Source organism: Paenibacillus sp. NRS-1760 (assembly GCF_050467785.1).
Lineage (GTDB): Bacteria > Bacillota > Bacilli > Paenibacillales > Paenibacillaceae > Pristimantibacillus.
Window position 1 is genome coordinate 120255 of sequence record NZ_JBITPK010000014.1, and the last position, 13687, is coordinate 133941.

The 13687-nt window shown below is 45.2% G+C and carries 7 protein-coding genes; all 7 read left to right on the forward strand.

Annotated features, from left to right (window positions below; genetic code table 11):
- The 7 genes from ACIFSR_RS19875 to ACIFSR_RS19905 all read left to right on the forward strand — a co-directional run bounded on the left by ACIFSR_RS19875 (window position 1) and on the right by ACIFSR_RS19905 (window position 13686).
- Window positions 1-5106: an S-layer homology domain-containing protein gene (locus ACIFSR_RS19875; protein ID WP_339204825.1), complete on the forward strand. Its 5106-nt coding sequence runs from the start codon at window positions 1-3 to the stop codon at window positions 5104-5106.
- 419 nt (window positions 5107-5525) lie between these two features.
- Window positions 5526-6506 carry an ABC transporter permease gene (locus ACIFSR_RS19880; RefSeq protein ID WP_339204824.1) on the forward strand — a complete coding sequence of 327 codons (981 nt, stop codon included), beginning with the start codon at window positions 5526-5528 and terminating at the stop codon, window positions 6504-6506.
- A gap of 100 nt (window positions 6507-6606) precedes the next feature.
- Window positions 6607-7413 (forward strand): carbohydrate ABC transporter permease, encoded by an 807-nt coding sequence (locus ACIFSR_RS19885; RefSeq protein ID WP_083681751.1) that lies wholly within the window; start codon window positions 6607-6609, stop codon window positions 7411-7413.
- Between the two features lie 79 nt (window positions 7414-7492).
- Window positions 7493-9106, forward strand: coding sequence for an extracellular solute-binding protein (locus tag ACIFSR_RS19890; RefSeq protein WP_430059458.1), 1614 nt, complete (start codon window positions 7493-7495; stop codon window positions 9104-9106).
- 56 nt (window positions 9107-9162) lie between these two features.
- Window positions 9163-11505, forward strand: a complete 2343-nt coding sequence (locus ACIFSR_RS19895) for a helix-turn-helix domain-containing protein (protein WP_430059460.1) — start codon at window positions 9163-9165, stop codon at window positions 11503-11505.
- 26 nt (window positions 11506-11531) lie between these two features.
- Window positions 11532-12602: a TolB family protein gene (locus ACIFSR_RS19900; protein WP_430059462.1), complete on the forward strand. Its 1071-nt coding sequence runs from the start codon at window positions 11532-11534 to the stop codon at window positions 12600-12602.
- A gap of 1 nt (window position 12603) precedes the next feature.
- Window positions 12604-13686, forward strand: a complete 1083-nt coding sequence (locus ACIFSR_RS19905; RefSeq protein ID WP_430059464.1) for a glycoside hydrolase family 88/105 protein — start codon at window positions 12604-12606, stop codon at window positions 13684-13686.
- The last annotated feature ends 1 nt before the right edge of the window (window position 13687 follow it).

Here is a 13687-nt window from a genome sequence, read left to right on the forward strand (position 1 = left end):
ATGAGGAGCAAGAGGTTTAAAGCTTTAAAAAAGGGGATGACATGGACGATTGTCTTCCTCTTATTATTTTCAAGCTTACCGGTTATATCGAATGGGGCAGCATCTGACGAGAACACTTTAAGGGATGGTACCTCAGAGGCAGACGCTTACTTGTGGACAGAAGGGGAAGACTATTTATCTGTTTCTCCAGGGGGATATTATCGGAACGATGAATCGCAAGCAAGCGGAGGAAAGTTCCTCGCCTTGCATACGAATACGCCAGGCACATCTGCGACTGCAGAGTATGAAGTAGATATCCCTGAAACAGGAAACTACGATATATGGGTGCTGGCGACCGGCATGAGTCTTTGGATGTCTGCGTATAGCTGGAAGCTGGACGAGGGCTCGTATAATGCACCTCCCGTAGTTACGGAAGGGGCGATCTTCGTTTCAGAGGGCATGCCCTTTTATTGGCATAAACTAGATAGTACCGAACTGACTCAAGGACAGCATAATCTAGCATTTTTAACGAACGCTCCTCGGCAAGGGGCAAACGATAGTTTATATAATCAAGGGATCGATGCCATTGCCATCGTACCTGTTGACTGGGAATGGCATCCGAATGGTTTGAATAAACCGGCAGCTCCCGTTATACCTGAACAGCCAGTGGAAGAAGGGTACTCATGGACAGAAGGAGAAAATACTGATTCTGTACAGGGAGGTTATCATGGAACGGCTGATTCACTGGCAAGCGGTGGCACCTATCTCTTGCTTCAAACCAATACGCCGGCTACCGCGGCAACTGCGGAGTATCAAGTGGATATACCTCAAACAGGAAGCTACGACATCTGGGTGTTAGCAACTGGCATAAGCATTTGGATGTCCCCTTGGAGCTGGAAGCTGGACGAAGGTTCCAATGCAACCCCGCCTGTTATGACGGAGGGTTCCATATTTGTGGCTGAAGGTATGCCCTTCTACTGGCATAAATTAAGCAGCGCAGAGCTGAGCAAAGGACAGCATAACCTAGCGTTTTTAACCAATACGCCAAGGCAAGGAGCAAGCGATGGCTTATATAATCAAGGTATCGATGCAATCGCCGTTGTACCTGTCGGTTGGGGATGGCAGCCGAATGGTATAACTAAACCTTTTGATAAGGCAGCCGTTAAATATGAATACGTAACAGGCACGCTAGATAAATCGTTGGCGAATCGTGAAGAGCAAGTAGGAGTTACGGTTACGAATAAAGCCATAGCGCGAGTCAATGCAACCTTAAGCTTCTTCGTTGAATTAGTTTATGAGGGAGAAGTTGTATCACGAGCGGTTAAAGAGTTTAATAAAACATCTTGGGCGGCTGGCGAGGAGCATACGGAAACGATCCAGTTAACGGTCCCGTTTAATGCTCCAAAAGGAAAAAATGAAATCCGTACCGGCATTGTCGATAGTCATTACGATAATGCAGTTAATGGAGAGAAATCGGTTAAAGTAGGCAATTTGAACATTGAACAAGAAGATGCGAACACTGCGGTACCTGTGTTAGGGGCAACGATCTTTAACCTACAGCTGCAGCCGACCCATACAAGTACAAGATCATTTGCCGGGACGGTTGCTTATCGACTAAATCAAGCTGTAGATTTCGATACGACGGGGTATCTAAGCTTTTATAAAGGAGAAGTGCTTTGGTATGTTGCCGAGCTAGGTGCTATAAATACGTCGGCCCTCCAAGCCAATGTGGAAACCCAGGCACAGTTTAGTTTTACGTTGCCGGAAGGAATGCCAGCCGACAGCTATACCGTGGAATGGGGACTCCACAAATTAAAAGCAGAGCAGGTGACAGCAGGGCAAGTTGAAGTAACAGTCGCTGCGTCCAGTACGAATTACAAGCCCTTAACGCACGGTGCTTTTACCGATGGGAAGCTGGGGCAATCTCATTTCTGGTATGCTAACCAGTCGCATACGATGATTTGGGATGGCAAACCGTTCGTGCCGATCGGCGGTATGTTTACTTCGGATTATTTGCTCTTTTACTCCAAAACAGATGCTGCAGCCAATAAAGCTAATTGGGATAAGGATGTAGAAGTACTGCAATATATGAAGGCACATGGCGCAATGGATATGTATATCAACACGGCTGTCATGGAGGTTCCGGCATGGGCATGGCAGAAAATGCTGGATTACTTAGACCAGGAAGGATTTACTTACGGTCTGCAGGTTCAAGGAGCCCAAGGTTTGACCCTTTCTGCTTATATGCCGAGAGCCTATGAAGGAGCGGGTGTATTAAAGAAAGAGAATATCGTGGATAGCGGAGAAGTGACCTTAACGGTACCAACGTTTCAAATTCCAGGTTATGTGGATGCTTTGTCAGCGCTGTATGTGGTCATGAATCCGGCTACGGGCGAAGTTATTCAATCCGGCGAAGAGGCTATTCGCAAGGTGAATTCCGCTACGCTTGAGCTTCACGCAGATGTTGTTCTTCCGAGTACGAATAATGCGTCCTATACGGTTTATTTTACCCCTAAGGTTAAGTATTCTGGCCATACTCTGAGGAATATCTGGGATGCAGGAGATTCAATTATCAATAGTATGGTAGACACGCTTGGCAAGGTGACCTTGGGCCCCAATTTTAGATTGTTTGTCGATCCGGTTACGAACGAATCAGGAATATACAACAGCGACGAGGGTTACCTGTTCGACTCTCCCATCTACAGTGCTCAATTTGTGGATTGGTTAAAGCAGAAATACGCCACATTGAATGCTCTAAATGAGGCTTGGAAAATGAGCAGTCCCGTTGAATCTTATGAAACGGCGGCGCGTTTAGTGCCCATAGTTCGGGGAGAAGGATCGGCTGTGTGGAACAACCAATTGTATTTGGTTGACAAGGGTAACCCGGGTTCCACGTATGCGGCGGATGCTTATCACGGCATTTTATGGGATGATTTTGTCGATTTCAGAGAGGGCTCCTATAACGATTATTTAATGAAATTTGCAGATGCGATAAATAGTGTCGTTGACGTGCCCGTCGTGTTCAAACACGCTGGCACCACAAGGAAATACTTTATTAATGACAAGCAGACCGGAGGGTTCGCGGGCGTTGGGGGAGAAATTTACGGCGATACGGAATACTTGGTGAGAGAACGATCCGGGTATACCTTTTCGCTAATCGAGCAATCGGCACAAACCTTATGGTTTTTAACGACGGAAACGCAGCTGGACGAAAATATGGAACGTAAATATCAATCCGGCGAGAAGGGCTATCCGGACAAAGAAACGATGTTTAATCATTTTGATTCGGTATTGGAGGCAGGGAGCAAAGGCATTTATGATTTTCTCTTTAATTGCGATTACTTTACATCATGCCAAGAATCTTACGCTTATTATACAGCGAAACCGATCCAGTTCGATTGGCTCAAAGAATACAAGGATGCGATTCTAGCTCCTGATTCGCTAGCACATATTGAAACCTATCTGCCAGAAGTCTATTATGTATATCCTGCTGGCGAGACTTGGTGGATGTTGAATAGACGGAATGTCGTGCTACCAGGTAATGATTATCGGGGCGGAGCCACGCTTCAAACCTTTGATAATAAATGGGTTGTGCCTACTTTTGATCCTAATATAGCTACGAATGTATTAGTCGTCAGCTTAGAGGACGATCCAGCGACAACCCTGTACGGCGAAGATTTAATGGCTCAGGGAAGCCTAAAGGCTGGCAAACGAAATACCGTCTATATGGGCTACCGTAAAAACCTGGGAGCGTTGCCGGAGATTGATGCCTATTTTACGAATGAATTTACGGTATTGGAGAATGGAACAATGGTACAGGTACTTAATCCAAATGCGACAAGTACGACACAGGTGCTTTATAGTTCGGCGGATGGAAAGGCTTGGGGAATTAGGGATGGTAAGCTTTGGATTATTACGGATCCGAATTGGATTCAGAGCTTTAATGGGAATGAACCCAAAGGGCAAATCAAATATTTAGATCAATTAGACTTTTCAACAGACAGCAGTAATGGCGGTAATAATGGTTCTAGCGGAAGCAATGGAAATACGGCTAGAAGCATAGTGTCAGTAGAAAATGGTAAAGCGATAGTAAAGCTAGGCAATAACCTATCCGTCGTATCGATTCCATTAGCGCAAATTGGAGATCATCCTTTATCCGTAGTGGCGGGTTCGGTAATTGTTACTGTTGATCGAGAACTGCTTACTACTTGGAAAGGGCAGATCAATAATGAGGCAGGGGCAGCAATTGAAGTCGAGGTTAAGCCAGTGACCGAATCGGGAGACATTCGGACCGCCTCCCTAAATGCAGCTGCACAAATAACGATTGCAGGTCAGGTATATGAAATTAGCATGAAGTTAAAAAAGAAAGACGGCAGCGTGGTTGAAGTTAAAGGGGCAAAAGGCGGTGTAGAGATTACTTTACCCTATGATGCCAATGGTGTTGATGAGGAGCTTCTTGGGATTTACTACTATAACGAGCTGACTAAGGTTTGGGAGTATGTAGGTGGGAAGGTAAACAGCAGTGCCAAAACATTAACAGTTAAACTTCAGCATTTGAGCAAATATGCAGTTTTGGAATTCAAAAAGACGTTTAGCGATATGCTCACTACTCATTGGGCTTCAAGAACGATTCAAGTGTTGTCGGCTAAGCATATTGTGAACGGTGTGAATGATTCCATGTTCATGCCTTCAGGCAATACGACACGTGCGGAATTTGTTTCTCTCTTAGTTCGTGCTTTAAACCTCGAAGCCTCTCAGGATGAGCAGATGTTTAAGGATGTAAAAGAGGATGCATGGTATGCAGCAAGCGTGCAAGCCGCTGTGAAAGCGGGCTTTGTTTCTGGCATCAGTCTCGATTTATTTGCTCCGAATGCGCCTATAACTCGTGCGGAGATGACCGTACTAGTCGCAAGAGCGCTAGACATGAATAAGGATACAAACCTGAACGCTCAGTTTGCGGACTCCAAGGACATACCTATTTGGGCAATGCCTTCTGTGGCAGCACTAAATGAAGCGGGCCTCGTGCAGGGAAAAGGGAATAATATGTTCCATCCGAGATCTAATGCTACGAGAGCAGAGGCAGCACAGTTCATTCTAATAATAATTAATCATTTGAGTAAGTCTTAATGAAGTGATCGACTATATAAAAGGATTAATAAATACGAGCGAATTTTTCAAATCATAAAATGTGGGCAACGTTTATAGTTGAAACAAAAAGATCACCTAATACGGGTGATCTTTTTTTATTATTAGCGAGATGTTGTTCATATGAAAACCATGTAGGCAACAATTTCAGGCGCTTCACAAGCTTGCCTCTCTTACTTCGACTTTGTATTCCGAAATCCCAGATCTCAAGTAAATAAAGGGATTTCAGCCGATAGATAATGAAAAAGGGATAGCATCACAAAAATGGAGGGTGCGCTTTCAGAGTGAAGGAATAGCAGCACAAAAAGTGGAGATTTCCGCATTCAGCTGTACATGTTACGTTAAGTTGGCAAGGCGTTGCTGAACAGAATGATAACATGCCAAAAGAAAGGGGGATTACTTTGAAGCAACATTCGCAGTCAGCGGATCTAGCTCCCATGCCTAAAATGCCGAAAGCAGGAGCAGGCTCGAGATGGATAAGATCCATGCGGAAGGAATTAAAACGCAATCGATTTCTTTATATGCTGCTAGTGCCAGTAGCCATCTATTTATTGCTATTTAAATACGCACCGATGGCTGGAGAAATCATTGCTTTCAAAAATTATCGATTATCCGATGGGATTTGGGGAAGCTCTTGGGTAGGATTCCAGCAGTTTGAGAAGTTGTTTGCTAGTCGCGAGTTTTATATCGTATTGAAAAATACGCTGCTGCTTAACCTGTACAGCTTGCTCTTTGCGTTTCCTGCTCCGATTCTGCTCGCAATCATGCTCAATGAAGTTCGGGTGGAGTGGTACAAACGAACATTGCAAAACTTGCTGTACATTCCTCATTTTATTTCGTGGATTGTCCTCGGAAGCATCATTATTGCACTGTTATCGCCATCTACAGGCATAGTGAATTATTTATTGCAGGCATTTGGAATAGAGCCAATCTATTTTATGGCAGATAAGCTATGGTGGCCGGTGACGTTCATTGTGTCGGGCATTTGGAAAGAAGCCGGATTTGGGACGATTCTTTACTTAGCTGCGATGGCCTCAATTGATCCAACATTGTATGAAGCGGCCAAAATTGACGGCGCCAATAAAATAAGACAGATCTGGCATGTGACACTGCCAGGCATTCGCAGTACGATTGCGATTCTTCTTATTTTGCAAGTAGGCAAAATGATGGACGTTGGTTTCGAGCAGGTCTATGCACTGCGGAATCCGGCGGTAACGAGTGTGGCTGAGGTTATCAGTACCTTCGTGTACACAAGGGGGATAGTCAACCTGCAGTACAGTTACACAACTGCATTAGGCTTATTCCAATCACTGATTGCGCTCATACTTATTGTATCTGTGAACCGAATCATTAAGGCGCTGGGAGAACGAGGATTGTGGTAAGGGATGAAAGGAGTGATGCAACCTGAAGCTTGGAAAACAAAGCGTTTTTTCGGTCATATTTCGCTGGCTTAACTACATCTTGCTGGCGCTGCTTGCTTACATGGCGTTATTTCCGTTTATTAACGTGATTGCTGTATCATTCAGCAGCAGCAGGGCAATCAATGCGGCGGAAATTTTTATGTGGCCGGTTGATTTCAATGTGGAAGCCTATCTAAAGCTGCTGAAAGATGGGCAATTAATCGTAGCGATGAAGAACACCATCATCATTACAGTCATCGGCACCGCGTTGAATATGATTTTTACGATCATTGCTGCCTATCCGCTCTCTAAAGCGAGATTAAAAGGCAGAAATGTTATGCTGATGGCTATTTTATTTACGATGCTGTTCAGCGGCGGATTGATTCCTAATTTTCTGCTAATCAATAGCATTGGACTTACCAATACGTATTGGGCACTTTGGCTGCCAGCACTTATAAGCGCTTACAATATGTTTGTAATGAAGTCGTTTCTGGAAGGGCTGCCTGACGAGATGGAAGAATCCGCTGCGATTGACGGTGCTGGTGATTTCACTATTTTATGGCGAATCATATTGCCTCTCTCCAAACCGGTCATCGCTGCATTAACATTGTTTTATGCCGTGGGCTGGTGGAATTCCTATATGAATGTCTTAATCTACATTCGAAGTACGGATAAAGTGTCATTGATGGTGAAGCTGTACCAGATGATCGATTTGGTAAGTCCAGAACTGCTGCGTGGAAGCGGTGAAGGTGTGTCGCAAATCTCGATTACGCCGGAAGGCATTCGGGCTGCAGCAGTCGTATTTGCTATCGTGCCGATTCTGTGTGTGTATCCATTTTTGCAAAAGCATTTTATTAAAGGCGTGCTGCTTGGTTCGATTAAAGGATAATGCACGGCATGAGCTGAATATCAAGGGTGCCAAGAATGCACATTTTGATATAAAAAAATTATTTTGTAGGAGGTCAAGTATGAAACAGAAGAGAATACAAAAAGGAAAAATGTTGCTTATGCTGGTTATGATCATGGCACTCTTGGCAACGGCGTGTTCCAACAGTGGGGAAAACAGCAGCTCTACGAATACAACGAACAAGGCCACTGACAAACCTGGCAACGAGTCTTCTACAGGCGAGAAAGATCCCTATGATGGGATGCCTAAGAAGGTCAGCATTTCCACGTTTGATAGAGGAGCAGTGTCAAGCGATGAGGGTACCTATGAGGAAAATCGCTGGGTAAAATGGATTCGTGAGCAATCGGGTATTGATGTAACGATCGTACCTGTACCGCGCAACCAAGCACAGGATGCGCTTAACGTATTGATTGCATCGAAACAAGCGCCGGACCTGCTGTGGGAATACGACAGGACATATATTGGCAAGCTGGTCACCCAAGGAGTTATTCAACCGATCGGTGATTATATTGAGAAATACAGCACGACCTACAAAAAGTATTTGGAAGAAAATCCGGATTTGTTGCCCTATATTACTTTCAATGGAGAAGTTTATGCGGCAGTGACGAAACGTGCGATTACCGGCATTGTAAACCATGGCATGTGGATAAGACAGGATTGGCTCGACGAATTGAAGCTTGAGAGGCCGACGACAGTTGAAGAGCTTGTTGCTGTAGCCAAAGCGATGAAAGAACGCTACCCAGACAGCACGCCAATAGTCGGTCATACGACATTCGATATTTACTCTGCTCTCTATGCGGCAATGAACAATCAATGGTATGTGGAAGATGGGAAAATGGTATATGGTGCAACTCTAGATCGTTTTGGTGAAACGATTGAACTGGAGAAGCAGCTGTATGATTTGGGACTTGTTGATCGTGAATATTTAACGGATAGCAATAATCAGCGTGCAACCCAGTTGTGGACAACAGGTAAAGCTGGAATCTATATGGGGCAATGGGGACTCGGTAATACCGATATTTTAACGAAGGATCTACTCATTAATGTGCCGGACGCCAAGCCTGAGCCATTGGAAGCGGTTGCTACTTCGCATGGCAAATATGGTACGTATCAGGAGGCTTCGCCGCTATTTTATGTCACTTTCAATAAGGATATGAAAAATCCGAAGGCCGCTATGGAGTATTTGGATTGGATTTTGGAGAAGGGCTGGTTCACACTCGTGAATGGAGAGGAAGGCGTCCATCATGAAATGGTAGGTGACGTTGCGAAACGTCTTGATCCGGATAAATTTACAAAAGAAGTTATTTATGCAGGGGAATACGCTGTATTGCGTGACGAGAGCGGTTTTAAAGTCGAGAATTTGCTTGTTCAAGCGGCCAGCGATGATTTGTCACAGCGCATTGCTAAGCTTGATATGGAATCGCTCGATATTGCGTTGAAAAATGAGTTCCGCCGCGATATTCCATATCAGCCAAGCTTTGATGAAATTAATGAAATCCGTTCAACACTGGATACCTTCATTAGGGAAACACGTGCTAATGCCGTAACCCAAGGAGACAAATATACAGGTCAATGGGCACTGGATCAGATTCGCAAGGAATGGAAACGCCTTGGCGGTGAGAAAGCAGAAGAGATTGCCCAGAAGTGGTATGAAGACAATAAAGCCAGCTTCTAGATTCTTTTAGATTCGAAGCATTTGCGCGATAAGATAAAAATGGAGGAGGAACAGAAATGAAGCTCGTACAAAATCGGCGGCTTGTAAAAGCGGTTGCAGTACTATCTATGCTGCTGTTCTTCCTCGTTTTTTCTTCTGCATTTTTGACATATTCCGTATTCAACCGACAGCTGGAGCGGCAGTTGACCAGTACGAACATGGAACTGCTAGGACAGCTGGATCAGAAGCTGGAGCTGTCGCTTAAGCATATTGATAAATCGGCAATTCAGCTGCTGAAGACGTCTGAGGTGGGACGGTTCTTCAATGATGAGCTGACCGATTTGGAGAGTAAGAACAATGCTTTCCGCGTATCCACTCTAATTACGAATGCGATTAATAGTATTGATTATCTCTTTTCCATCGATCTTTATTCCTATGGCACGCAGCGGCTCGTTTCAGGAAATGTATTGACTGAACAGGATTATAAGCTGGATTTCTCATGGATTCCAGAATTTCAGCAGTATGATGGATATTTCAATTGGATGTCGACTCGCAAGGTACAGCTTAATCACTCGCAATATCCGGTATACCGCAATGTTGTAACGCTGGTACGCTCTTATCCGCTTATTCATTCGTCAGGTACGCGGGAAGGTGCGATCGCCGTAAATATTAAGGAGGATCTGCTGTACGGCTTGATTCGCAATACGGCTGCGATGGATAAAGGACAGACCTTTATTATGGATAGTGAAGGCGTTGTGGTGCTGCATGCAGACCAGAGCAAGCTGGGCAAGGACATTAGTGAATTTCCGTATATTAACCAAATATTGAATGCCTCGGAAACGAGCGGCCATTTCTCTGAGCAGGTTGAACGGACTGCATCCTCCGTTTTTTATGTGAAGTCAGACTATACGGGATGGAATATTGTTCGGGTAGTGCCAGAAGCGCAGTTTCTAAAGCCGCTTTATGCCATTCGCAATGGCCTGCTTATTCTTGCCATTGTATTGTTTGTGGTGGCGACGGCATCGGCAGCGATGGTAGGCCGCTGGATTTTCAAGCCAGTTAATCGTTTTATTCAGGCGATGACTCGGCATTTGACAATTCATCCGAAGGAAGGAACAACAAGGAAATACACGGATGAATTTCAATATTTTGAATCGACGGTACAGCATATTTTGCAAGATCGGGAAGAGTTGCATAAGCAGGTGATTGAGAGCAAGCCGCTTATCAAATGGCAGCTGCTCACTGAATTGCTTTCTGAGAAACGCAAAAATATTGCAGTGCTACAGCCTTATATGGATATGCTTGGCATTAGTTTGTATCTAGAGCATTATGTCGTCATGAGCATTGAATTTGACAACAAGCATGAAATTGCTTCGCCGCGGGATTTGCAGCTTTATGCCTATGCGCTCTGCAATGTAGCAGAGGAGCTGATGAATGCAGAGAGCCGCGGCATTGCAGTGGAAGTGAGCATTGGCAAATGCGCTGTCATTATGAGCTTCGGTGATCAAGATGATCCGCAGCGCCATATGATGCGGGCGGTCGCAGTAGCTGATTTAATGAAGGATTTCGTTCAGGAGTATTTTAACCGCACGATTACGATTGGCATTGGAGATATTGTTGAAACGGTGAACGAAATTCATCGCTCATATAAGCAATCGCTTGAGGCGCTGAGCTATAAGCTCGTAATGGGGAGCAATTCAATTATTACGAAAGAGGATGTGTTCAGTGAGCAATCCCCGCAATTTTACCGATTATTTGCGATGACAGATGGGATTGTCGCTTCGGTTAAGGTATCAGATACAGACAAGATGAAGCTGCAAGTACACAGATGGTTCGAATCGTTCACCGAGCATGTCGTGCCGCCGGAAATGATTATGCAGCTGATTGTACAATGCCTGATGAAGGCCGCGACAGCCACTGTTGAAATTGGCGTTGACCCCGAGGGGATTTTGCCGGAGCAGTACATGGTTGAAATGTTGAACCAGTATGAGCAGCTGCACCATCTTGAGGCCTTTACGATACAATCACTCTCGAGCTTCATCGAACGAATTAAGGAAAAGCGAAGCAGCAGGGAACGAAATGATGTCATTGACAATGTGATGCTCTATATTCAAAAACATTATATGCGCAGCGACCTGTCGCTTAATTTGCTCGCGAGCGAATTTCATTTGAGCGTATCTCATCTCAGCAAGCTGTTTAAAGAACAGCAGGAATGCAATTTTATCGATTATTTGATGGAGACGCGCATGAACAAGGCTAAGCAGCTGCTGAAGGATACGGAAGAGAAAATACGCGATATTGCGGAAGGCGTAGGCTATACAAATGTGAATAGCTTTGTGAGATTATTCAAGAAAATAACAGGGCTAACGCCTACGGAATTCAGAGAGCGGGCGCGGAGAGAACAAGATGGAGAGGTTTGAACTATAGAGGAGAGGAAGGGTGCAGCATGATCATTCGCAAGTTGAAGGATCCTTTAACGAATATCACTATTCAGGCTGTTGGAAACCCTGGTACGGATACCGGCCAAAACTATTTTACAGCACAAACCTGGATGGCAGACAGCCGCAATATTATGGTCTGTACAGACATAGATGAGAGCTTTAAAGGGCGTTATGTTCTTTTTGATATAGAGACGGGTGCGGTTGAAACAATGATAGAAAACCTCAGCTGGGGATGCGGTGTTGTATCGTCAAATGATTATTTCTATTATTATGTCGGATCTGCGATTTATGAGTTTAATCTGCATACGATGCTGTCTCGCAACATATGCAGAATGGAGGTTGGGACTGAGGTGTATGGTCCGCTCTCCATCACAAATGACGGAAAGAAAATAGGAACTTACTGGAAACACGGCGAGGAATGGGTAGTCGGGATTGTTGAGGTCCTCACAGGTGAGGTCTCTGTTGTTGCTGCACCGGGGTTTAAAGAGCCCTACCCTATTGCGAATCATTCGATGATTAATCCTCGTTATGATCAGCTTGTTTTTTTTGCCCATGAGGGCAGGACAGACCATATTGCAGATCGTATCTACGTTGCTGATACAACGACGCGTGAGATACGTAATATTTTTCGCCAGCAGCGGCTGGATACAGGTGAGCATGTGGAATATGTGGGGCACGAGATGTGGGCAGCAGATGGGGAGTATCTGTATTTCGTCAAGTATCCGCAAAGCCCGCTAAAACCAACAGGAGTATATCGGGTTGAAAAAACGGGCAAAGATCATGAACTTATCAATGGCGACTACAGGTACTGGCATGTAGCGCCGAGTCCAGATGGGCGTTTTGCCGTTGCGGATACGTTTGAAGAGGGAATGAAGGTAAGCAAAATCGTCCTCATCAATTTGGAGAAGCGAACCTCCAAGCTGCTGTGCGAGCTGCCTCTATGGAGAGATCATCCCGGACATCCCCACCCCATGTTCAGTCCCGATAGTAAAAAGGTGTCGTTTACTTTTGCAGATGAGGATCAGCACTTATGGATTGGCATCATTGACATTGATCAATTAACTGAGGAGAACTGATATGACAGGGCAGATTGCAGAGGCGATGAGCAAAATCTACAGTTATATGACCGATGATCATCAGGGGAATTGGGGCATGGATATGAATCAGTGGGACTGGGTTCCTGGTGTCGGTATCATCTCAATTCTGGATTATGGTGAGAAGTCAGGGCAAGAAGAAACGATCCAGTACGTAGAAAAATGGGTAGAGCAGAATAAGCATAAGGGCGATGCTCTGAAAGTAATTAATGCAATGGCGCCTTTTGCCGTATATCCTTCCTTATATCGCCGCTCCGGAGATGCTTGGCTGCTCGCCAAGTCGCAGGAAATTGCACAGTGGATGATGAATGAAGCGCCGCGCACACGCGAGCGGGCTTTCGAGCACACCGTTACGGAGGATGTCGAGTTCCGTGAACAGGTTTGGGCAGATACGGTATTTATGGCTGTCTTATTTCTAGCTAGGCTGGCGAAAACGACGGGTGATAAGCAGTTGGCTACAGAGGCACTAGAGCAGACCATGCTTCACTTGCAGCTGCTGCAGGATTCAAATTCGGGATTGTTATTTCACGGCTGGAACTGTGAGGCAGGCAACCATTTATCAGCGGTTCGTTGGGCTCGCGCCAATGCATGGATCGTTATGAGCATACCCGAGATTGTGAGTGAAATCAGCGGGTTAGCAGCCATACCAACAGAGCTTAATAAACGATATTCCACTCTTGCCGCTGCACTACGCTCTTGTCAGGCTGCAGACGGGCTGTGGCATACGGTGCTGGATCGCACGGATACGTATAAAGAAACCTCGGCAAGTGCTGGAATTGCATGCGGTTTTCTCAGAGGGGTCGACACAGGTATGCTTGACGCCTCATTTCTGGAGCCGGCTGAGCGAACGCTATCTGAAGTGTTGTCGCTAATTAATTCTAATGGTGAAGTTGCAGGTGTCTCGGGCGGAACACCTATTATGCCATCCGTGGACGCTTATAATCAGATTCCGATCTATCCGACACTTTATGGGCAAGGCTTAACTTTACAGCTGTTGACAGAATTTAAGCTTTTGCTGACTTCTGAGCAAGCAAACGAAGATAACTTGATTACAGGTGAGGGATGAA

Excerpts from the sequence above, each read along its gene's own strand:
- ACIFSR_RS19875 (WP_339204825.1), top strand. The coding sequence starts at position 1 with ATGAGGAGCAAGAGGTTTAAAGCTTTAAAAAAGGGGATGACATGGACG.
- ACIFSR_RS19885 (WP_083681751.1), top strand. The coding sequence starts at position 6,607 with ATGGCGTTATTTCCGTTTATTAACGTGATTGCTGTATCATTCAGCAGC.
- ACIFSR_RS19895 (WP_430059460.1), top strand. The coding sequence starts at position 9,163 with ATGAAGCTCGTACAAAATCGGCGGCTTGTAAAAGCGGTTGCAGTACTA.
- ACIFSR_RS19890 (WP_430059458.1), top strand. The coding sequence starts at position 7,493 with ATGAAACAGAAGAGAATACAAAAAGGAAAAATGTTGCTTATGCTGGTT.
- ACIFSR_RS19900 (WP_430059462.1), top strand. The coding sequence starts at position 11,532 with ATGATCATTCGCAAGTTGAAGGATCCTTTAACGAATATCACTATTCAG.
- ACIFSR_RS19905 (WP_430059464.1), top strand. The coding sequence starts at position 12,604 with ATGACAGGGCAGATTGCAGAGGCGATGAGCAAAATCTACAGTTATATG.